Origin of the sequence: Occultella kanbiaonis (genome assembly GCF_009708215.1) — a bacterium.
In the GTDB taxonomy this organism is placed as follows: domain Bacteria; phylum Actinomycetota; class Actinomycetes; order Actinomycetales; family Beutenbergiaceae; genus Occultella; species Occultella kanbiaonis.
The window spans coordinates 59,236-80,709 of record NZ_CP046175.1 but is presented as its reverse complement, the minus strand read 5'-3'; the positions used below and the strand labels follow the sequence as shown (position 1 = coordinate 80,709).

Sequence of the window (21,474 nt, the reverse complement as noted above, 5' to 3'; positions counted from 1 at the left end):
ACGGTCGCGGCCGTTCTCACCACCGCTTGTCCTCCGCCCAGCGCAGTTGCACGCCGCGCGCGGTGAGCACGCGCTGGAAGTCTTCGACCGAGCCGGGTGCCGCGACGACGGCGTGTGGCTCGGTACCGTTCGCCAGGCAGTAGGCGGCGAGCGTCCCGACCGCCTCGCCGATGCTCCACTCGACCGGGTGCAGCCGGTAGGCGCCGTTGGTGATCTGCGTGGTCCCGATGTTCTTCGCGGCGGGCAGCAGGTTGCGCAGCCGGCGGGGGATCAGCGCCCGGAGCGGGATCTCGAACGGGTGCGGGGTGCCGCCGGCGCCCCGGCCGTCGCCAGTGGTGTGGTGGCGGTCGATCCAGTAGTAGTGGCCGGTGCCGACCGAGTCCGGGTAGCGCTCGGCCCCGCCGTCGCCGCGGTAAGCCGTGGAGAGCTCCTGCTCGACGATCGTCTTCAGCGCGAGGATCCGGCGGGACTCCCGGATGTAGGGGTACATGGCGAAGCCGTCCTCGGTCCCGGCGACGTCGGCGCGCAGCCGCATCCCGGGCCAGCCGGTGCCGCCGTCCGGGCGGGGTGCGTCGGTCTGCAGCCAGTACACGAGCGACCTGCTCAGGGCCTTGGCCTGGTGCCAGTGGTGCTCGGCGTCCGGGACACCGAAGAGCGGTCCGCCGACGTAGTCGTTCATCGGCCAGTTGACCACGACCACGTCGCTGCGGAAGAAGCCGGGGGTGAAGAACCGGCGCACCGCGATCCGGCGGTAGTTCCACAGCTCCGGGGCCAGGTCCATGTTGCGGTGATCGAGGTCGATGACGTCGTCGACGGGGTTCGGGTTCAGGGTGTAGACGCGTCCGGGCTCGCCGTCGGGGGTGACCGGCTCGCCGAAGCTGAGGATCCTGCGCCCGTCCAGCTGTGGTGGGCGCAGGTCACGCCAGTGGGCATAGTCGTCCGGGCGGTCGATCGTGTGATCCTCGCCCTCGAGGTGGTCGATCGCGAAGCACCAGCTCACGCCCTGCATGTCGGTCGGGTCCGCCGTCGGCCAGGCGCCCGGCTCCCCGGTCTGCTCCTGCGACTCCCGCCCCGAGACGTGCTCGACCCCGGCCAGCGGAAGCAGGTCGCCGAGCTCGGTGGCGTCGAGGACATACGCGGCGGCGATGTCGATCTCGTCCCCTGTTGCGGTACGTACCCGGACCGAGGTGACCTGGTCACCGTCGGTGGCGACCGAGACCGGCACGGTCTCGCGCAGGACCACGAGGCGGTCCGCGGCCAGGTACGGCATGAGCAGGTCGTCGATGACCGCGACCGCCACTCGCGGATCGACGCTGACCGGGCTGACCCAGGCGTGGCCCGGGTTCAAGTGGGGGTCCGCCCGCGCCGCATCGGTGAGCGGGAAGTTCCGGCGGTAGTGGTCGCGGAGACCGTCGCGCAGCCGGCGGTAGGAGCGGTTCGCGCCGTCGTCCTCGATGTACCGGTGCTCATCGGTCGGAACCAGCTGGCTGGTCAGCTGGCCGCCCAGCCACCGGGTCTGTTCCGTGAGCACTACGCGACGGCCGGCCTCGAGGGCCGCCAGGGCCGCCGAGACCCCGCCCATGCCGCCGCCGATGACGGCGATGTCTGCCTGCAACTCCACGATCCACCACTCCCATGTGAGACCTGTGCCATGCTCCGGTCCAGCCGAAGACATCTTCCTGGAAGGCTACACGAACATTTTCGGAGAATTCTAGGGTTGTTTGCTACAGTTTGTACTCGGATCGACGGGCGCTACGCCGCCCAGGAACGAGAGGAGCCGGTCATGGGCGACCGCCCCACGAAGCGCAAGAAGCCGTCCCTCGCCGAGGTCGCCGCCATCGCCGGCGTCTCGATCTCGACGGTGTCCAAGGTGGCCAACGGCAGCGCCGACGTCTCCGACGTGACCCGCGAGCGCGTGGATCGGATCCTGCGCGACCGTGGCTACGTGGCGACGAAGAAGCGCCGGGGCTCGCTGACTCCCGTGGTGATCCTGGCCCGGGACATGCACTCCCCGTACAGCCTCGACGTGATCCGTGGCGCGGTCGACGCGGCAGGTCCCGCGCAGATCGACATCAGCATCGCGCTCTACCCGAACGACGCCCAGGACCTCGGCTGGATCGACGAGATCCAGGCGGCCGGCAAGCGCGGCGTCATCGCGATCACGTCCGTCCTCGACGATGCGCAGCGGGCGCGGTTCGACGCCCATCATCTGCCGCTGGTCGTGATCGACGCGCTCAGCAACCCGGACGAGAGCACCTACAGCGTGGGTGCCACGAACTGGGCCGGCGGCCTCTCGGCGACCGAACACCTGCTCGGCCTTGGACACCGCCGGATCGTCATGCTCAGCGGGCTCCCGACGGCGATGGCCAGCCGGGCGCGGATGTCCGGATACCTCGCGGCGCTGAACATGGCCACGGTCGACCATGAGCCGCCACGGGTGATCCCCGGCGACTTCACGTACGACTCAGGCCTCGAGGAGGGCCTCGCGCTGCTCTCCGAGCCGGAGCCGCCGACCGCGATCTTCGCCGCGAGCGACTTCCAGGCCCTCGGGGTGCTGGAGGCCGCGCGGCGGGTGGGCATGAGCGTGCCGGACGACCTCAGTGTGATCGGCTTCGACGACCTGATCCTGGCGCAGCTGGCGTCGCCGCCACTGACCTCGGTGCGACAACCCGTGGACCAGATGGGCGCCGCAGCGGTGGAGACGATCGTGGCCCTGCTCGGCGAAGCCACCACCCGGCCGCGTCACACGGAGCTCGCCACCCGGCTCGTCGTCAGGCACTCCACGACCGCACCCCGCGCCTGACCATCCGCGCGCACCACGGCTGATCGCCGACCTTCGCCCGGACCGCCCGAGCCCGTACAACGTCGCGCACGTTCGCGCCGTCGCGGGCCCTAGCCTGACTGCGTCGCGCACCTTCGCGTCCTCGCGGGGCACGAGCCACACAACGTCGCGCAACCTCGCGCCCTCGCGGCACGAGCCACCCAACGTCGCGCCCGCGCGGCCCGAGCCGGACTCGCGCGCCGCGCGCCCCGAGCCCGAACTCCCGCCTGCGCACCCGGACCCCCGACCTCCGCACGACGCGCGCCGCTCCCCGAAAATTCTTCCAAAAGTATCTAGACACTTTCGGGGAACCTGCAGTAGCCTCGCTCGCAGCAGGGACCACTGCTACCCAACGCCGATGTTGAGGTGATGAGAACGATGGCTATCCCGAAGGCACCCCATCGCCCCCGAGCGGGGCGTCCTGATGCACTCACCCGCCGGTACCCCCACCGGCGTCCGGCCGTCATGCGGCCCGACCACCGACTGGAGCTCCGATGAACGGATCAACGAACCGGCGCCGCTTCCTCACCGCGGCCGCAACCCTCAGCGCAGGTGCCTTGTTGCTCGCCTCGTGCAGCGGCGGGGATGACGGCGGCGGTGACGGGGACACCCCCGACGGCCCGGTGGAGCTGCGGATGGTGATGTGGAGCGCGAACGAGGGCCACCACGAGATCTTCAACCAGATCGCGGACGCCTACATCGCCGAGAACCCGGAGCTGGTGAGCGCCGTGTCGTTCGAGCCGCTGACCGGGTCCGGCTACGTGAACGCCCTGACCACCCAGATCGCCGGCGGCGATGCGCCGGACCTGGCCTGGGTCTCGGAGGCGAACGCGGCCCAGTTCGTGCAGAGCGGCGTGCTCTACAACCTCCAGCCGACGTTCACCGAGACCGAGGGGTACGACATCGACGACCTGCTCGACGGCGCGATCGACGTCTGGTCCGCGGACGGCGAGATCTACGGCTACCCGTTCTCGAACAGCCCGTTCGGGATGTACGTCAACAACGACCTGCTGGCGGCCGCGGGCCAACCGAACCCGCGCGACCTGATGGCGAGCGGCGAATGGACCTGGGACAAGGCGATGGAGATCGCGGCTGCCGTCGCCGACGGCACCTCGACCACCGGCTTCCAGGCCTCGGACGACCCGTACACCAACTGGAACGCGGCGCTCGGCGCGATGTGGATGTCCTGGGGCGCGGCGCCGTGGAGCGAGGACGGCACCGAGTGCACGTTCGACTCCCCCGAGATGGTCGAGTTCTTCGACTGGTTCCACGGCCAGATCTATGACACCGGCGCGGTCGCCGAACCGGGCGCGGAGTTCGACTTCGCCTCGGGACAGGTCGGCCTGCGGCTGTCCCAGCTCAGCTCCTCCACCGCACTCGGCGACGACTTCGCCTGGGACTTCGTCCCGATGCCCGAAGGGCCGGCCGGCACCGTGCCGGTGGTCGGCCAGGGCGGTGTGGGTGTGGTCGCGCGCGGCGACAACCCGCAGATCGCCGCGGACTTCCTCGCCTACTTCACGAACCCGGAGAACTCGCAGCTGCTCGCCCAGTTCTTCCCGCCGCCGCGCGAGTCGCTGCTGACCGTCGAGACCCTGTCCGCTGCCGCCCCGGCCCTCACCGAGGAGCAGATCCAGGGCACCGTCATCGACCAGGCGCTGGTCGGCGTGACGAAGGCCGGGCACGTCAACATGAGCGAGATCGCCGATCCGGTCCGGGTGGAGCTCGACGCCCTCTGGGTGCCGGAGGGCGACGCCGCCACGGTCATGCCGGCGATCTGCGAGGCCATCTCCGACAGCCTCGCCGGCTGATCCGATGAGCGCCGAACCGATGGGTGCGACCGACCGCAAGGTCGGTCGCACCCCGGGGCCGCGGACCGGCTCCTCGAAGCGGCTGGCCAGGATCGATGCCGCCGTCGGGCTCTCGTTCGCAGCCCCCGCGGTGATCGGTGTGCTCGTGCTGGGTCTCGTGCCGTTCGGGTACGTGATCTGGTACAGCCTGCACGACTGGAGCCCGCTGATCGGGGAGTTCAACTGGATCGGCCTGGACAACTTCTCGCGGTTGATCGCCGACGACACGGTCTGGTCGTCCTTCCTCACGACGTTCAAGTACGCGGCGTTGCTGATGGTCCTCAACATCACCCTGGCCATGGGCCTCGCGGTCCTGCTGAATCAGAAGCTGCGCGGCACCACGACCTTCCGGGCGTTCTTCTTCTCCCCGGTGATCGTCTCGGCCGTGGCCTGGGTCCTGGTCTGGAACTACCTCGTCGCGGCCAACGGTGGCATCAACGGCGCCCTCGCCACGATCGGCATCCAGGGTCCGAACTGGCTGCGCGATCCCACCTGGGCGCTCGTCACCGTCGTGGTGATCCAGGTCTTCAAGGGCGTCGGCATGAACATGATCCTGTTCCTGGCCGCACTGCAGAACGTGCCGGCCGAGCTGAAGGAGGCCGCCCGCATCGACGGCGCCACCCCGGGCCGGGTGTTCCGGTCCGTCACCCTCCCGCTGATCAGCCCGACCATCCTCCTCGTGGTCATGATCACGACGATCGGTGCGATGGACGTGTTCGTGCCGATCCAGATCCTCACCCAGGGTGGGCCGGGACGGTCCACCACCGTGATCTCCTACCTGCTCTACCGCACCGCATTCGAACAGCAGGACTTCGGGTACGCCTCCGCGATCGGCGTGGTCCTGTTCGTGGTCGTCCTCGTGCTCGCCGCCCTGCAGTGGAGTTCCCGGAAGAGGTGGGTGCACGATGAGGTCTGACGTCATCACGGCCGAGGCGCAGGGCGCTGCCGGCGATGTGACTGGGGGCTCCGAGCCGGTCCGGAGCAAACGCACGCCGGACTCGGCGCATGCCCGCCGGCGCCGGCTGTGGTCGAAGATCGTGCTGTACACGCTGCTGTGCGTGCTCTCGATCCCGTTCATCTACCCGACGATCTGGATGATCTTCGCCGCCTTCAAGCCGACGGACGAGTTCTTCCAGATCCCACCGACGTTGTTCCCCGAGAACTGGACGCTGGACGGCGTCTCGAAGATCTTCACCGTCACGCCGTTCGCGCAGCAGTACCTGAACTCGCTCTACCTGGCCGCGGTGATCACGATCGGCTCGATCATCGTCTGCTCGCTCGCCGGGTACGCGTTCGCCCGGGTCCGGTTCCCGTTCGCCGGCAAACTCTTCCTGGTGCTGATGTCCGGGATGATGATCCCGGGCGAGGTGACGATCATCCCGATCTTCCGCTGGGTGGCCGACCTCGGCCTGATGAACACGCACATCCCACTGATCGTGCTGCCGATCTTCGGGCCCGGTTGCATCGTCGGCGTCTTCATCTTCCGGCAGTTCTACCTCTCGCTACCCGTCGAGCTCGAGGAGGCCGGCCGCCTCGACGGGCTAGGCAGGCTCGGGCTGTTCTGGCGGATCGCGTTGCCGCTGTCCGGTCCGGCGATCGCAGCCGTCGCGATCATGAAGTTCCTGTCCTCGTTCAACATGTACTTCGAGCCGCTGATCTTCCTGCGCAGCGAGGAGCTGTTCCCGGTGGGCCTCGGACTCACCCGCTACCAGGACGGCTACGGCGAACCGTTGTACAACACCCAGATCGGGGCGACCGCACTCACGGTCATCCCCGTCCTGATCGTCTTCCTCTTCGCGCAACGACAGTTCGTGGAGGGCCTGTCCAGAACCGGACTCAAGGGCTGAGGTCCTCGGGGCGGATCGCCCCGAGGACGCGGCAGTCACGCCTCAGCGTCACCCAGTGGACCCGGCGAACCCCGGGTACCGGGGGTGGACGCGGGCACAGCGTCCCGCACGTCAGCACGACTTCCACGTCAGCACGACTTCTCCCAAGGAGTTCACCATGACCGGTACCTTCCCGACCCCGTCACCTGCACCGCTCCGGCTGCCGCCGCTGAGCCGTCGCTCCTTCCTCGGCGGAATCGGCGCCGCCTCGGCGGCGGTCCTGGCCGGCGGCGTCGCTGGAGCTGGACCGGCCGCGGCCACGTCGGCCGGCACCGTCCTACCGCTGGTGACGGCCCTCGGGGCCGGCGAGCCGGACCGTACCCTGTTCGATCCGAGCGAGCAGGTCTACGCCGCCTATCTGCTGATCCTCGCCCCACTCGCGAACAGTGTCGTGGACGACGATCCGGACCGGTACGGCTGGATGGAGGATGGCTGGCAGCGGATGCCGAACGAGCCCTTCAACGCCCGCATCATGGAGCACGTCGCCACCCTCTCCTGGTTCTACGCCCATGAGCGGGCCTGGAACCCCTACTACCTCGACCAGAACCTGCTCGGCAGGCTGGACGCCGCGCTCGGCTTCTATCTCGACCTCCAGCACGACGACGGATCGTGGCCGGAGTACTCCTGGACGGAGCATGGGCTGGCGCCCACGGGGTTCGGAACAGTGGCGCTCTCGGCGGCGCTGCGGGATCTGCAGGCCACCGACTCACTGCCGCAACGGCGCACGGAGATCGAGGCCACGCTCCGGTCCGCCTGTGCGTGGCTGGTCGACCTGAGCCGTCCGCACTGGGCCACGCCCGTCGGCTACGTCAACCAGGTGGTGGCCGGTCTGGCCGGTGTGGCCCAGACGGCGCAGGTCCTGACCGACCCCGCGATCGGCACCACGCTCGCCGATCGGACCGCCTTCCTGCTCGAGCACGGCCAGGCTCCGGCGGGCTTCTTCAACGAGCCCCGCTCCTACGACGCCGGCTACAACTTCGAGGTGATGCTCCCCGACCTCGGTCACATCTACGAGGCGACCGGCGACCCGAGCGTCCTGGAACTGGCGAGCCGTTGGGCCGACTGGTTCGGCTACGTCGTCCTCATGGAGCCTGGTGAGACGTTCGGCTTCCACTACGCGTCGGCGAGCGCGCGCAACGGCGCCGGGGCCTTCGAGCCGCGCGTGGCCGATGACCTGGACCGCGTCGCGCTCGGGCGGGTGTTCCTCCCGCAGGTGCCGAAGCTCGGGGCCTTCTATGTGCCGGCCGAGGAGAAGCAGGCCGAGCGAGAACGGTGGGCCATCGATCCGGAGCCCGTGCACCCACGCGGCAAGCAGGACAGCTCACCGCGCCTGTACATGCACGTCTCCCAGGCGCCGGACGGCGTGTCCGCAGCCGAACGGGATGCCCGGCTCTCGGAACTGCCGTACCTGCACGAGGACACCTGGACGGAGGTGAAGGAGGGTTCGCTGATCGGGGCGGGCCGACCCGCGCAGCACTTCACCTTCGTCCGCCGGCCGTCCTACTACCTCGGTGCCCTCTACGGCGTTCGGCCGTATCCGCGTCAGCGGACCGGCCCCGGATTCCTCTGGCACCCGGAGGCGGGCACCGTCGTGCTCGGTCTGAACAACGTCGACGACGCCACCGACGGGTGGAGCACGATCGCGGCCGGTGGCACCGAGTCGGCACGCAGTGAGGTGACGGCGACCTACCACGACGGCCCGAGTGCGATCGCGCCCGAGGTCGATCGCACGGGTGTCACCGGGCACACCGGCGTGTTCACCACCCGTTACACCACCGCCGATGGGCTCATCACCACGGACCTCACCCACTGGCACGACGGCGTGCGCAGGTCCGTGGCGGTCGACGGCGCCGCCCTCGAGCAGATCCCGATCGTGGTCGCCCCGGACGACCTCCTGGAGTTCTCCGACGGGACCCGGGTGACGCCAGGGTCGGCCGGCTCGACCGTCGCCACGGGCTTCTCCCTGATCCGCGGCGGAGTCCGGTTCCAGTTCTCGTGGAGCGATCCGCTGACAGCCACCGTCACCGCCACGGGCCGGCGTTTTCTCTCCGACTCCCGGGAGCAGCACCTGCTGGGCATCGAGTTCACCGGTGCCCTCACCCTCGATCTGACCGCCGTCGACATCGCGGCCACCGAGGGGACGGCAGTCGTCTACGCGGCCACGGCCCATACCTGGCAGACGGACGGGCTCCATCGGACCGCCGTCCAGGTGCTGAACCTGGACACCGAGGCGATCGACGTGCGCCTGGTCACCGGTGGTGGCCAACCCCTGGTGCTCACCGACATCGCGCCCGGCCAGGGTAGGTTCGAGATCGTGGAGTCCCGGCGGCCGGTCAGCGCTCTGCTGGCGATCGCGACGACGGCGCAGACCCGGCGAACGGCCGCCAAGCGGATCACCTCATGACGCGGTACCGAACGCCGGGACCACGCGGGCGACGGGATCGCGGCCCGCGATGCACCGGGACAACGGACGCTGAGGTGACCCGGGCCGCAGCCCCGCACACGGTGTACGAGGACAGGACGGAATCATGATCAGCATCGGCATCAGTGGCGCGGGCCTGTTCGCGGAGTCGTTCATCCCGCTCTTCGCCAAGCACCCGCTCGTGGAGAGGGTGGTCCTGGCCGACCTCATCCCCGACCGGCTCGCCGAGGTCGCCGCTCGGCACGGCATCACCGAGACGGCCGCCTCCCACGCCGACCTGTGCGCGAGCGACGTGGACGCCGTCGCCATCTTCGCGCAGCGGCACCTGCACGGGCCGCTCACCCTGGAAGCCCTCGAGGCCGGCAAGCACGTCTACTGTGCGGTGCCGATCGCGTCGAGCCCGTCCGACGTCGAACAGATAGTCGGCACGGTGGAGCGCACCGGGCTCGTGTACGCCAGCGGCGAGACCTCCTACTACTACCCGCACACCATCTACTGCCGGGACCGGTACGCAGCCGGCGACTTCGGCGCGTTCGTCTACGGCGAGGGCAATTACCTACACGACATGACGCACGGCTTCTACACGGCGTTCCAGCACAGCGGCGGCGAGCAGTGGCGCCGGGTGGCCGGCTTCCCGCCGATGTTCTACCCGACCCACTCGACCGGTGCCGTGCTCGGGGTGACCGGTGCCCGGGTGACCCAGGTCAGCTGCCTCGGCTACACCGACACCGACGACGACGGCGTGTTCGGCGCGGGTCGCAACGAGTGGGACAACCCGTTCTCGAACCAGACCGCGCTGATGCGCACCGACGACGGCGGGATGGTGCGGATCAACGAGTTCCGCCGGTCGGGCTGGCGTGGCCGGCACGGCAGCAACCCGCTCACCATCTACGGCACGCTCGCCTCGTACGAGGAGAACGCTGGTAGCCAGTTGTGGGTCGACCGCCAGGACGGGCCCACTGATGTGTCGGAGATCCTCGCGTGCGCCGCGCACACCCGGGACACCGAGGCCGCCGAGGCCGAGGCCGCCGATCGGGCCGACCTGCACGAGGTGCTCCGGGAGGACTTCAACAGCCGGTACGCCTCGGTGCACCCCACCGCCCGGCTACCGCGGGTCTACGCCGGGCTGCGCAACGGGCACCTCGGCTCACACCACTTCCTCGCCGACGACTTCGTGCGCGCCGTTCATACCCGGTCGGTGCCACCGGTCAACGTGTGGGAAGCGGCGAAGTTCGCCCTGCCGGGGCTGCTCGCACACGCCTCGAGCCTGGCCGGTGGGACCCAGCTCGACGTGCCCGACCTAGGCGACCCACCGCCGGACCTGCCGCGCCTGGACCTCGGCATCCCCGTGGAGGAGCTCATCGACTGATCCGGGCCACGTTCCTCGCCGACTCGGCGGGGCGGACCGTCACTGCCGGAACTGCATGTTGGACCGATCCCGCGCATCGCGGGATCGCGCCACCCGGGGCCCGCCGCGGGCGCCCGGGCGCAAGGAACCCAATGGAGGGAATGCAGATGCACGCTCAGAACCAGGCCGGCCCCGAACCTCGGAGCCCACAGGACAACGACCGGATCCGCGCCGGGGTGTCCCGGCGCACCATTCTCCTCGGCACCGCGGGCCTGGCGGGTGCACTGGCACTCGGCGCCGCCCCCGCCACCCGGGTCTGGGCGACGTCGGAGGGGACGGTGCTGCCGCTCGTCGACCCGCTCGACGCGCCGCCGGACCGCACCGCGTTCGAGGACTCCGAGCAGGTCCTCTCCGGCTACCTGACGGTGGTCGCCCCGATGGCGAACAGCATCCGCGACTTGGAGCCGAACTACGGGTGGATGGAGGACGGCTGGTGGCGTTCACCAGAGCAGCCGTACAACGCAAGGGAGATGGAGCAGGTCGCCACCCTGACCTGGTTCCTGACGCACGATCGCTCCTGGAACCCGTACTTCGGCGACGCCAGGCTGCGCGACCGCCTGGAGGCAGCGCTCACCTACTACCTCGGCATCCAGCTGCCGAGCGGAGCGTGGTCGGAGTACGCCTACGACGTCCCGCACCTGTCGCCGACAGGTTTCGGTTCCGTTGCCCTGTCGCTGACCCACACCTACCTCGCCGAGGCCGGAGAGCTCCCCGGGATGCTGCCGCGCATCGAGGCGGCCCTGCGGGCCGCCGCGGTCTGGCTGACCGACCGGTCCAAGCCGCACTGGACCCGGCCGGTCCCCTACACGAACCAGGTCGTCGCCGGCCTCGTCGGGGTGGCCAACGCCGCCGAGGCGCTCGGCGACCCCAGCATCGCCGCCTCCGCGGACGAGTGCTGGACCGAGCTGCTTGAGCACAGCATCACGCCCGCGGGCCACTCGATGGAGCCGGCCGGCTACGACAACGGCTACTCGTTCACGGTCGCCCTGCCGGACCTTGCCGACGCGGCGCAGGCGGGCGTGCCGCAGGCGGTCGAGATGGCGCGTTCGATGATGGGCTTCGTCAGCCTGGCCGCCGTCTGGGAGCCGGACCGGGCCGGGTGGGTGCACTGGGCGGCGATCTGCGTCCGGAACACGGCGTTCGCGAGCTCGGTGCAGCCGAGCGAGGTCAAGGACCGATCGGCGCTGGGTCGGGCCCTGCTCGGCGAACTGCCGGTGATCGGCGCGTTCCACCCGACCGACGTCGAGATCCTCGCCGCCCGCCAGTCGTGGGCCGCGGACCCCAGCGCGGTGGTCCCGCTGGAGAAGAAGGGCACCTCGCCGCGGACCTGGATGCATGGCAGCCGGGCACCCCTCGGGCTCACGGTCGCCCAGCGCGAGGCCGCGATCGAGGCGCTGCCCTACCACGCGAGCGAGCGGTTCACCGAGGTGCGCCAGGCGGGCAGCTTCGATCTGGACTACCTGTTCGTCCGCCGACCCTCCTACTACCTGACCGCGGCGCTCGGTCACCGGGACGGACACGGTGGGCCGTACCGTCGACTCCGGATGGGCCCCGGCCTGCTCTGGCACCCGACCATGGGCACGCTGGCGCTGGTGCTGAACAACCACACCGACGACGGTTGGGGCCACTTTCCCGACGCGTCGGAGATCGCGGTCGTGGAGGTGGATCCCACCTACTACAGCGCTCCCGAACGCGGCGGCACCGTGCTCACGGCCCCCGAGGTGAACGCGGTGACCGGCGACTTCAGTGTCGCCTACCTCGATCCCGCGATCGGCACCGATACCGACATGAGCTTCCAGGACCATGCGTTCACCCAGCGGATCCGCACCCCCGAACCGGGCCGGGCGCTGGTGCCGCTGCTCGTGCAACCCGGGGACGTGCTGACGTTCTCGGACGGCACCGTCGTCCGGTCCGGTGATGCCGTCGACCTGACCGGTGTCACCGGCCTGACCCTTGCCCGCAACGGCGCGACGTTCGAGATCGCCTTCGACTCCGCGCGCGACGCCAGGTTCGCCGCGACGGACCGCGTCGCGTTGGGTGGGACCCGGCGCCAGCATCTGCTCTGGGTCCCGCACGAGGGCGCGCTGGATGTCACCTACACGTTCGCGACGCCGGCGGAGCTGGCCACCCGGCCACCGGCCGCCACGGCCGTGCTGTCCACGGACAGCGGGCACAGCGGCGTCACGGACGGCACCTTCGCCGTCACGCTGAACCTGTGGTGGGGCGTCAACGCGACCGTCTTCCGCCTGTACGAGAACGGCAACCTGGTCGCGACCCGCACGCTGGCGCCGGCCTCCCCGGCGGCCCAGACGGTCCGGGTCCCCCTGACCGGCCGGGTGGACGGTGACTACCAGTACACCGGCACGCTGAGCAACGCGGCCGGGAGCGTCCCGACCGGCTCGACCACCGTCCGGGTGCGCGACGCGAAGCCGGCGGTCCCGGTGCTCTCCCACGACAACCACGTCGCCGAGCCGGACTACGCGGTCACGGCCGACCTGTGGTGGGGTACGAACGCGACGGCGTACCGGCTCTACGAGGACGGGGTGCTCATCGACACCCAGGAGCTGATCGCGGCTACTCCGGCCGCGCAGCAGGCGTCGACGGCTGTACTCGGCCGGCCCGCGGGCGAGTACCGCTACCACGCGGAGTTCTCGAACGCGGCCGGGACGTCCACCTCGGAGCCGCTGGTGGTCCGGGTCGGCTGACACGATGCCGGTCCTGCCCGGAATCGGCAGGGCCGGCGTCGGCCGCAGCGTCCGTCAGGTGCCGCGGAGCACGATCAGCGGCGTGACGTAATGCTCGCGGACGGTGCCGCCGAGGTCCCGGGCGGCGTCACCGGCAGCGGCGACCTCGGCCTCGTTCCAGTCGCTGAACGTCGCGAACAGGGCCCGCACCCGGGCCTCGTCGAGGTCGACGCTCCAGCGGGTGACGTCGATCTCCTCGACCGCGAACAGGTCACCCGCGGTCAGTGCCCTGGCGAGCTCCGCCGTCCCGCCACGACGACGCACATCGACCACGGGCGGGCGACGCGCCACGATCTCGGCGACGCGTTCCCGGAACGGGGTCAGCGACGCCGTCGGGTCCCCGAACTCGGTGCGCCAGACGAGGAACCGGCCGTCGGTGGCCAGGGCCTCCCGCACGCGTGGCAGCACCACGTCGAGGTCCATCCAGTGGATCGACGTGGCTGCGACGGCGACGTCATAACCCGCCCGGGGCAGCTCGACGTCCTCGGTGCGGGCCACCCGCAACCGCGCGGCAGGGAACCGCTCGGCAAGGCGCCGCGCCAACCGTTCGCCCGGCTCGACCGCGGTCACGCTCAGCCCGGCAGCCAGGAGCGGCCCGGTCGCCTGGCCGGTGCCGGCGCCGAGGTCGAGGGCGCGCAGACCGGGTCGCAGCACGCCTAGGGTGCGCAGCCGCGACCAGAGCGCGTCCGGGTACGGCGGGCGGCCCGCCTCGTAGCCGGACGGGTCCGCATCGAAATGCCCGGGGTCGGGCACCCGGGCGGCAGGGCGGGCCGGGCCGGGCGCCACGGCCCCGGCGGCGGGATCTGGAGCGGGCCGGTCGGGTGCTGCGCCATCGGGTGCTACGCCATCGGGTGCTACGGGCTCGGGCACGCCGATCAGCCTAGACGCTCACCCGAGGACGAACGGGAGCCGGCCGGACAACGGGCCGAGCCGGGCGCGCTCGGGCTCGGTCGCCGTCCGCCGTCCGGTCCCGATGAGCAGGGCATCGGTGTCGGAGAACGACGCCGGGAACGACGCGCCTGCGATCTCCTCCAGCAGCGCGCGGGAGCGGGCGAGCCCGGCTGCGGGCGGTGCGGCGCGCCCGGGCAGGTGCGCGATCAGGTCGAGATGGTGCAACGTCCACTCGATGACGTAGGCGTCCAGGTAGTCGCGGACGGTGAGCACCTCGTCGCGGGTGCCGACCCGCAGGTCCGGGTCGGCGAGTCCCGCCGCGCGTCCCGCGGCCGAACCGACGTCGTCCAGGTGGAACCTCAACAGCCACGGCTCGCCGTACGCGGCGGCGAGCCGCACGGTCAGCGCATCGAGCGGATCCGCGCCGGTCGGCGGCGTCGCGGATACCTCCCAGTAGCTCGCCGCGTCACGGGTCGGCTCCGCATCCGCCGGCGTCGCCAATGTGATCAGCACATCCTGTGCGTCGATGACCAGGTGGCACACAAGATCCCTGACCAGCCAGCCGGCACAGCCGGACGGCTGCGCCAGGTCCTCGTCGGCGAGTTCGGCCACCGCGGCGCGCAGCGCCGCCCACGACCGCGAGAAGAGGTCCACCGGCGCACGGTAGCACCGGCCTACGTCCCGCCCTCCGCAGCGATCGCGGCGGCCTCCGCGTGGGCCGCTCCCGGGTCCAGGTACTCGCCGCCGCGGACCGTGGGCACCGGGGCGGTAGCCTCCTGGGCGGCGCGCAACCGGTAGGCGAGGGGTCGCGCGTTCGGGAGGTTGAGCGCCGCGAGCTCGTCGCCGTCGAGCCGGTCCAGGACACCGCAGACGGCCCGCAGGGAGTTGCCGTGCGCGACCAACAGGACCCGCCGACCGGCGGAGACGTGCGCGCCGAGCACCTCTGCAACCCAGGGCCGGACCCGCGCCACGACGTCAGCGAGGGACTCGGTCGCCGTCAGTGCCTGCGGTGGGAGCACGTCGAACGGGGGCAGGACCCGCCAGAGAGCGAGCAACTCCGGCGTGAGCGGGGGCGGGCGGCCCTCGAGGGAGCGCCGCCAGTACAGGAACCGGTCACGGCCGAACCGCTCGGCGATCTCGGTCTTCAGGTACCCGGACAGGGCGCCGTAGTTGCGCTCGTTGAGCCGCCAGTCCCGCTCCACGGGGACGACCTCCGGCCACGCCGTGCGCATCAGGTCCGCGGTGCGCCAGCCGCGCACGAGCTCGGAGGTGCAGATCACGTCCGGCACCCAGCCCGCGCCGGCCAGGCGTTGACCGGCGAGCACGCACTCGGCCTCGCCGGCCGGGGTGAGGCCGACGTCGATCACGCCGGTGAACAGGTGCCTGGCGTTCGCGACGGACTCGCCGTGGCGCACGAGCACCACATTCGCGGGCGACCACGTGGCCCGCTCGGCCTCGACCGTTGCCGTCCGCCCGTGCGGATCGGGCTGCTCACCGGGGCTCGCGACGTGGCTCATCGCCCCCAGCCTAGGATCTGCGAGCCGGTCGGGTCCGGCCCCTTCGAGGCCGAACGTGACATTCGGCCAGAAGAGAGGATGCTTGAGGGATGGCCACCCCCCGTTCGCTCGCGTCCAGCCCGTTCAACAACCTCCGCCTACCGCCCCCGCCGCCGGTGTTGTTCGAGGTGGGACAGCGGGTCACCCACGACCGTCACGGGCTCGGCCGCGTGGTCGGCGTGGAGGGTGAGATCGCCACCCTGGTGGACTTCGGCGACCGGGTGGTCCGGGTGGCCGTCGGTTCGGGCCGGCTGCACCCGCTCTGAGCCGCTCCGCGGTCGCCTCTCGGCCGCCGCGCCGACGGCTCGATCAGGGTCGCGGCGGAGCCGGCCGGCACGCGGTGCGCGCCGGTCCCCCGACCAACGCAACGCGCGCCGGCGTCCTCACCACTCCCGGTGGTCGGGGATCAGCGTGCCCGGGTTCAGGTTGCGTCCCGGGTCCGCCGCACGCAGCAGGCCAACCATCAGGTCCGTCCCCGCCTCGGAGATGTCCTGCTCGAGCCACGGCGCGTGGTCGGTACCCACCCCGTGGTGGTGCGAGAGGGTGGCCCCGGCGTCGATGAACGACTGCTGGATCACGGTCTTCACCGCGTCGTACTGGCCGAGGAAGTCATCGCCGGCGTTCGGCGGGAACGCGAACGTGAAGTACAGGCAGGCACCCGAGTGATACGAGTGCGACAGGTGACACATGATGAACCCGGTGACACCCAGCTCGGCGAACTTCGCTCGCGCCGCCCGGACCGTCGTGGTGTAGACCTGGCCCAGCTTCGACCAGGGCGCGGCGGTCTCGGAGACGTCCCCGATCGCGCCACGGTCCAGCAGGAAGTCGCGGATGTAGGGGGTGTCGAACTTCTTCTGGTCGTACAGCGCCCCGGGGCCACGGCCGAGCCGGATGCCGCCGTGCTTGCCGATGATCTTGCCGACGATGGACTTCTCGGCCCGGATCTTCGCGGTGCCGCCCTCGTAGCCGATGTAGGACAGACAGACCTTCTCGAGGTCCCAGCCGCGCCGGCGCAGCACCTCGAAGAGGCCCTCGCCGACCTTGCCGGAGATGCCCTTCGAGGCCTTGCGGGTCGCGAGCGAGAACGAGGTCTCGTTGGCGTCGGAGACCCTGGTGATCGTGGGTGAGGCGTCGGAGGTGGAGATCTCCGCCATGGCCGCGAGCCCGGCCGCCCAGTTCGGGAACAGGTACGCGATGACGTCGCGGTTCTCGGGGACCCGGTGCACGTTCACCCAGGCCTCGGTGACGACGCCGAGGCGCCCCTCACTGCCGATGATCATCTCGCGCACGCTCGGCCCGGTGGAGGTCGACGGGAGCGGCCGCAGCTCGACGACCTTGCCCGGCAGCACGACCCGCATCCCGCGGGTGATGTCGGCGATGTCGCCGTACTTGTCCGACTGCATCCCCGAGGAACGGGTCGCGATCCAACCGCCGAGCGTGGAGTGCTTGAACGAGTCGGGCTGGTGGCCCATCGTCCACCCGCGCGTGGTGAGCTGTTCCTCGATGTCCGGCCCGAGGCCGCCGGCCTGGATCCGGGCGAGGCCGGAGCTCTCGTCGATCTCGAGCACCCGGTTCATCCGGCCGAGGTCGAGGGAGATGACCGTGCGCTCCTCGCGCGGCTGCGGGGTCAGGCTGCCCGAGATGTTCGAGCCGCCACCGAACGGGATCAGGACGGCGTCCGCGGCCACGGCCGCGTCGACGACGGCGCGCACCTCGTCCTCGTTCGCCGGGTAGACCACCGCGTCCGGGACCCGGGGCAGGTCACCGGCCCGTACCCGGACCAGGTCGCGCATGCCCTTGCCGTAGGTGTGCACGACGCGCAGCATGTCGTCGGTACTGACCTGGTGATCGCCGACGGCGGCCCGCAACCGGGCGCCGAGGTCGTCGCCGAGGCGGCTGGCCGGCACCTCGATCTCGTCGAACGTCGGCGGTTCGCCGCCGGGCTGGGTCAGGTCGATACCGACCTTGTCCAGGACGAAGCCCGCGAACGCCGGCTTGTCCTCGTGATGGAAGGCGATGCCCTCCACGCCCCAACCCCACCATTTCTGGTGTTCGACGTCGGTCATGAAACATCCTCCTGTGCCTGGCCGAGGTCGGTCTCCGGCGCTTTGGTGGCTCGGTCGTCATCGGTGACGAGGACGTACGAGGTCTGCATGGTGTGCATGGCGCGCACCCGCGCCGTGAGGCGCGCGTTCAGGTCCGGCAGGCTCTCGCCGGCGCGGGCCCGGACGGGCTTTCCGACGATCACCTTCACGGGCATCCGGCCCGGCTTGGGCCACGCGGCGCCCACCGGCATCGCGTCGTACGCGCCGACCAGCGCCACCGGGATCAGCGGCACGTGCAGGGACCGGGCGAGCGCCGCGGCGCCGGGCTTGAACGCGGCCATCTCGCCGGTCCGGGACCGGGTGCCCTCCGGGAAGATCAACAGCGGCACGCCCTGGCGCAGCAGGGACACTGACATCCCGGCGCCCTTGCCGCGGTTGCTGCCCCGTTCGACGGGGTAGGAGTTGAAGAAGAAGGAGGTCAGCGTGCTGCGCCACTTCTGCCTGTAGAAGTAGTCCGCCGCCGTCGCCGTGGCGAGGTTCTTCGTGACCCGGTACGGCAGCGCGGTCATGCACAGCGGTGCGTCCAGGTGGCTGGAGTGGTTGGCGACCAGGATGAACGGTCCGTCGATGCCGGCGAGGTGCCGTTCCCCCTCGACGGTCACCCGGGTGTTCGCGAAGATCACGGGCCGCATGATCAGCCGCTGGGCGACGTAACGCAGCCAGCGGTGCCACGCGCGGTGGTACCGGGCGGTCCTACGCTGTGCGCTCATCTGCGTCCCTTCTTGATCAGGGCGGCGGCCCTGTTCACCAACGGTCGCGGTGCGTGCCGAGCTCCCCAGGCGAGGGCCTTGAACCGCCGCGACGGCACCGACCTGGTCCGGCCGCGGTCCACGTCGGCGAGGCAGTCGGCGACCAGTCGATCCGCATCAAGCCACAGTACCGAGGGGATCGAGTTCGTGCGGATCGCGGCGCGCTCGTGGAACTCCGTGCGCACCCAACCGGGCAGCAGCGTCATCACCCGGACACCCGTGCCGGAGAGCTCGATGCCGAGCCCTTCGGAGTAGGCGTTGACCCAGGCCTTGATCGCCGAGTAGGAGCCCATCGGGATCAGGCCGGCCACCGAGGCCACGTTGATGATGAGGCCGCTGCCACGCTCGGACATGGCCCGTCCGGCAGCTCCGCCGAGGACGAGCACCCCGCTGACCATCAGGTCGATCGCCTGCAGGTGCGGGCTGGGGTCCTCGCTGATCAGCGGCGTGTGCACGCCGTGCCCGGCGTTGTTGACGAGCACGGTCACCGGCGTCTCGGGGCGGGTCAGCCGGGCCACGGCCACCGCGACGCCGTCGGGCTCGGCGAGGTCCGCCGTCAGGGTCTCGACCGCGACCCCGAACTCGTGCCGCAGGTCGGCCGCCGTGGACTCGAGCCGCGCCGCGTCACGAGCGACCAGCACCAGGTCCAGTCCCCTGCCCGCGAGACCACGGGCGAACGCGAGGCCGATACCGGACGTGCCGCCGGTGACCATGGCGGTCCCGGTCAGCGGCGACCGTTCGCCGGCCGCGGACGTCACCGGCGCCCCGATCCGTTGAGGCTGCGAAGGACCGGGGAGAACCGCCCCTCGGCGGTGGTGGTCCAGCTGTGCACCGGCCAGCGCTTCTCCTTGGCGTACCGGTACAGCGAGGAGTCGGGGTTGACGACGTTCGGGTGGCCGACCACCTCGAGCCAGGGCCGGTCCGAGTAGGTGTCGCCGTAGGCGTAGGAGCCGGCGAGGTCGACGCCGGAGTCCCGGGCGTACCGGGTCAGCCACGTGGCGCGGGCCTCGTCCACGAGCGGGGACGTGGCCAGGTGACCGGTCCAGCGTCCGTCGGCGTCCTTCTCCATCCGACCGGCCACGATCACGTCGAACATGTCCGCCAGCGGTTCCACGAAGACGTCGATCTGGCCGGTGACCAGAACGGTGCGGTGGCCGGCGGCACGGTGTTCCGCGATCCGTTCGGTGGCCTCGGCGAGGACGCGGGCCCGCAGGGACGGGGTCACCTTGCGGGCGATGACATCGCGCAGCGCGGCCTCGTTGACCCCCTCGTACCGGCGCATGAAACTGCGGATGAAGTCGCCGCGGTCTCGCCATTCGGCCTGCAGGTAGGTGCCGGAGTTGGCCACCATGCCACCGAGCTCACGCAACGCCTGGCCGGACCCCTTGGCGGCGAGCTCCACCCACACGTAGTGCTCGATCAGGCTGGCCGCGGCCACCGTGCCGTGCAGGTCGAACACGGCGAGCACGTCGGTGCGCTGCGGCAGGGCGCGCTTGGTGGAGGTCCCGGAGGCGCCGCGCCGGCCGCGGGCCCGCATCAGGCCGGGGACCTTGGGGACGTGCACCTCCATCATGTAGTAGTCCCAGTCGATCGCCGTGACGTCGAAGCCGTGGGACTCCCACCGCTCCGCCGGCAGGGACTCGTGCAGCGCCCGGGTGTTCGCGTCGTCGAAGACCACCTCGGTCTGCGTGTACGGCTTGTACAGGTCCGTGAACTTGCGCAGGGTCCCGAGGTCACGCTTCGCCTTGAAGACGGCGGAGATCCAGCCGCGGGTGCGGTCGTTCGCGGGCAGCCGGCCGACGGCGCGGTCGGCCAGGTCGACGGCGAGCTCGCGGCGGCGCAGGCTTCGCTCGACGGCGGGCCCGTTCGGGAACGTCCAGTTCGGCACCTGCACGGTGGTGCCCTCGTCGTCCAGCAGCGGGTGGGCGCTGAAGTACTCGCGGATCATCGCGACCATCCGGCCGAACCGCAGCGGGTTCCGGATGCCGGAGGCCACCTGGTAGTACCGCGGCTCACCGACCGGCGACGGCGCGGCGGCCGCGGCCAGGATGGCGTTGACGACGTGGTCGACCGGGATGACATCGAGGATCGTGTCCGCGAGCGCGGGGAACTCGGGCAGCATGCCGCGCCCGTACGCCGCGATCAGCGGGTCGGCCACCTTGAAGCCGTCGATCCAACCCGGGTAGGGGTGGCTCAGCGAGCTCTCGATGATCGTGGGCCGCACCACGGACAGCCGGTGCTCGCGCCCCCACAGCTCCTCCGCGACACGCTCCCCGAGCGCCTTGGTGAAGGTGTACACGTCGGGCCAGCCGAGGGACTGGGCGCGGGTACGTCCGGCGTCCTGCAGCCGTTCGGTCACCCAGGCGGCGCGGGCCTCCTCGGCGGCCTGGGACACGGCCTGGGCGCCGGCGCGGCGGTGTACGGACCGGGCCTTCTCGAGCAGCCTGCCGAGCACCTCGGGGCGCCTCGAGGCGGCCTCGGCCTCGGCCCGTGCGGCGAGCGCGCGGGTCGTCTCCTCGGTGCGGTCGACAGCATGGTCGAGGGATCGCTCCTCGGCGACGCCCTTGCGCAGCCCGGCGACGTAGCAGGTGGAGACGTGCACCACGTGCGGGTCCGAGCCGGACTCCAGCAGCGCGGTGTAGAGGGAGACCGGGCCGCCCACGTTGTCGCGGAAGGCGTCGTCGATCGGCATGTCGAAGGAGACGCTCGATGCGGAGTGGATGACGACGTCGATGTCGTCCGAGAGCGGCGGCACGTCCCCGAGGTCACCGGACAGAACGGTGACACGACCCGCGGCGGCGGCCACGCCGTCGTCCCCCACCCGCTCGCGCCACGCGGAGAACACGGGCTTCCTCAGCAGCTTGTCCACGCGCATCTGCGCGGTCAGCGCGCCGCGTGGCCGGACCAGCAGGCTGATCCGGGTGGTGGGGTAGGTCGAGAGCAGCTTCTCCAGGACGGCCTGGCCGACGAAGCCGGTGGCGCCCGTGATGAGGACGTGGGCGTTGTTCAAAGGGTCGGACACCCCGGATACTGTACGCGGGGTCG

Annotated in this window: 16 protein-coding genes; 8 read left to right on the top strand and 8 right to left on the bottom strand. The window is 71.0% G+C overall.

What is annotated here, in order from left to right:
• Positions 1-16 precede the first annotated feature (16 nt).
• A complete protein-coding gene (locus GKS42_RS00345; RefSeq protein WP_210769275.1) occupies positions 17-1,621 on the bottom strand; it encodes an FAD-dependent oxidoreductase in 1,605 nt (534 codons plus the stop codon).
• A gap of 162 nt (positions 1,622-1,783) precedes the next feature.
• Between GKS42_RS00345 and GKS42_RS00340 the strand changes: the two genes are divergently transcribed.
• The 7 genes from GKS42_RS00340 to GKS42_RS00310 all read left to right on the top strand — a co-directional run bounded on the left by GKS42_RS00340 (position 1,784) and on the right by GKS42_RS00310 (position 13,089).
• Positions 1,784-2,803: a LacI family DNA-binding transcriptional regulator gene (locus GKS42_RS00340; RefSeq protein WP_154792025.1), complete on the top strand. Its 1,020-nt coding sequence runs from the start codon at positions 1,784-1,786 to the stop codon at positions 2,801-2,803.
• Between the two features lie 512 nt (positions 2,804-3,315).
• Positions 3,316-4,629, top strand: coding sequence for an ABC transporter substrate-binding protein (locus tag GKS42_RS00335; RefSeq protein ID WP_154792024.1), 1,314 nt, complete (start codon positions 3,316-3,318; stop codon positions 4,627-4,629).
• A gap of 4 nt (positions 4,630-4,633) precedes the next feature.
• Entirely contained in the window at positions 4,634-5,584 is a 951-nt protein-coding gene (locus GKS42_RS00330; RefSeq protein ID WP_154792023.1) for a carbohydrate ABC transporter permease, read from the top strand.
• Positions 5,574-6,515, top strand: coding sequence for a carbohydrate ABC transporter permease (locus GKS42_RS00325; protein ID WP_154792022.1), 942 nt, complete (start codon positions 5,574-5,576; stop codon positions 6,513-6,515). Before GKS42_RS00330 ends, GKS42_RS00325 begins: the two co-directional genes overlap by 11 nt.
• Positions 6,516-6,672: 157 nt before the next feature.
• Positions 6,673-8,958 carry a hypothetical protein gene (locus tag GKS42_RS00320; RefSeq protein WP_154792021.1) on the top strand — a complete coding sequence of 762 codons (2,286 nt, stop codon included), beginning with the start codon at positions 6,673-6,675 and terminating at the stop codon, positions 8,956-8,958.
• A 124-nt stretch (positions 8,959-9,082) separates the two neighbouring features.
• The gene (locus tag GKS42_RS00315) at positions 9,083-10,345 is read left to right on the top strand and encodes a Gfo/Idh/MocA family protein (RefSeq protein ID WP_232847864.1); all 1,263 of its coding nucleotides are present in this window, start codon (positions 9,083-9,085) and stop codon (positions 10,343-10,345) included.
• A 146-nt stretch (positions 10,346-10,491) separates the two neighbouring features.
• The gene (locus GKS42_RS00310) at positions 10,492-13,089 is read left to right on the top strand and encodes an early set domain-containing protein (RefSeq protein WP_154792019.1); all 2,598 of its coding nucleotides are present in this window, start codon (positions 10,492-10,494) and stop codon (positions 13,087-13,089) included.
• Positions 13,090-13,143: 54 nt separating this feature from the next.
• On the opposite strand, the gene GKS42_RS00305 is transcribed toward GKS42_RS00310, so the two are convergent.
• From GKS42_RS00305 to GKS42_RS00295, 3 genes are read right to left on the bottom strand one after another with little or no spacing between them, the layout of a single operon-like run.
• The gene (locus GKS42_RS00305; RefSeq protein WP_232847863.1) at positions 13,144-13,998 is read right to left on the bottom strand and encodes a class I SAM-dependent methyltransferase; all 855 of its coding nucleotides are present in this window, start codon (positions 13,996-13,998) and stop codon (positions 13,144-13,146) included.
• 18 nt (positions 13,999-14,016) lie between these two features.
• A complete protein-coding gene (locus GKS42_RS00300) occupies positions 14,017-14,673 on the bottom strand; it encodes a maleylpyruvate isomerase N-terminal domain-containing protein (protein ID WP_154792018.1) in 657 nt (218 codons plus the stop codon).
• Between the two features lie 20 nt (positions 14,674-14,693).
• Positions 14,694-15,536, bottom strand: coding sequence for a 2,3-bisphosphoglycerate-dependent phosphoglycerate mutase (locus GKS42_RS00295; protein ID WP_154792017.1), 843 nt, complete (start codon positions 15,534-15,536; stop codon positions 14,694-14,696).
• 89 nt (positions 15,537-15,625) lie between these two features.
• Between GKS42_RS00295 and GKS42_RS00290 the strand changes: the two genes are divergently transcribed.
• Positions 15,626-15,841 (top strand): hypothetical protein, encoded by a 216-nt coding sequence (locus GKS42_RS00290; RefSeq protein ID WP_154792016.1) that lies wholly within the window; start codon positions 15,626-15,628, stop codon positions 15,839-15,841.
• A gap of 117 nt (positions 15,842-15,958) precedes the next feature.
• Here the strand turns inward: GKS42_RS00290 and GKS42_RS00285 are convergent, their stop codons facing one another.
• From GKS42_RS00285 to GKS42_RS00270, 4 genes are read right to left on the bottom strand one after another with little or no spacing between them, the layout of a single operon-like run.
• Complete coding sequence (locus GKS42_RS00285) at positions 15,959-17,641, bottom strand: FAD-binding oxidoreductase (protein WP_154792015.1); 1,683 nt, start codon at positions 17,639-17,641, stop codon at positions 15,959-15,961.
• Positions 17,638-18,390 (bottom strand): lysophospholipid acyltransferase family protein, encoded by a 753-nt coding sequence (locus GKS42_RS00280; protein WP_154792014.1) that lies wholly within the window; start codon positions 18,388-18,390, stop codon positions 17,638-17,640. Before GKS42_RS00280 ends, GKS42_RS00285 begins: the two co-directional genes overlap by 4 nt.
• On the bottom strand, positions 18,387-19,187 hold the full coding sequence (locus tag GKS42_RS00275) for an SDR family NAD(P)-dependent oxidoreductase (protein WP_232847862.1): 801 nt from the start codon (positions 19,185-19,187) through the stop codon (positions 18,387-18,389). Before GKS42_RS00275 ends, GKS42_RS00280 begins: the two co-directional genes overlap by 4 nt.
• Positions 19,184-21,451 (bottom strand): HAD-IB family hydrolase, encoded by a 2,268-nt coding sequence (locus GKS42_RS00270; protein ID WP_232847861.1) that lies wholly within the window; start codon positions 21,449-21,451, stop codon positions 19,184-19,186. Before GKS42_RS00270 ends, GKS42_RS00275 begins: the two co-directional genes overlap by 4 nt.
• Positions 21,452-21,474: the final 23 nt, after the last annotated feature.

Bases quoted from the DNA above. Each gene is read 5' to 3' on its own strand.
- GKS42_RS00320 (WP_154792021.1), top strand. From the start codon at position 6,673: ATGACCGGTACCTTCCCGACCCCGTCACCTGCACCGCTCCGGCTGCCG.
- GKS42_RS00325 (WP_154792022.1), top strand. From the start codon at position 5,574: ATGAGGTCTGACGTCATCACGGCCGAGGCGCAGGGCGCTGCCGGCGAT.
- GKS42_RS00315 (WP_232847864.1), top strand. From the start codon at position 9,083: ATGATCAGCATCGGCATCAGTGGCGCGGGCCTGTTCGCGGAGTCGTTC.
- GKS42_RS00340 (WP_154792025.1), top strand. From the start codon at position 1,784: ATGGGCGACCGCCCCACGAAGCGCAAGAAGCCGTCCCTCGCCGAGGTC.
- GKS42_RS00295 (WP_154792017.1), bottom strand. From the start codon at position 15,536: ATGAGCCACGTCGCGAGCCCCGGTGAGCAGCCCGATCCGCACGGGCGG.
- GKS42_RS00330 (WP_154792023.1), top strand. From the start codon at position 4,634: ATGAGCGCCGAACCGATGGGTGCGACCGACCGCAAGGTCGGTCGCACC.
- GKS42_RS00335 (WP_154792024.1), top strand. From the start codon at position 3,316: ATGAACGGATCAACGAACCGGCGCCGCTTCCTCACCGCGGCCGCAACC.
- GKS42_RS00280 (WP_154792014.1), bottom strand. From the start codon at position 18,390: ATGAGCGCACAGCGTAGGACCGCCCGGTACCACCGCGCGTGGCACCGC.
- GKS42_RS00285 (WP_154792015.1), bottom strand. From the start codon at position 17,641: ATGACCGACGTCGAACACCAGAAATGGTGGGGTTGGGGCGTGGAGGGC.
- GKS42_RS00310 (WP_154792019.1), top strand. From the start codon at position 10,492: ATGCACGCTCAGAACCAGGCCGGCCCCGAACCTCGGAGCCCACAGGAC.
- GKS42_RS00290 (WP_154792016.1), top strand. From the start codon at position 15,626: ATGGCCACCCCCCGTTCGCTCGCGTCCAGCCCGTTCAACAACCTCCGC.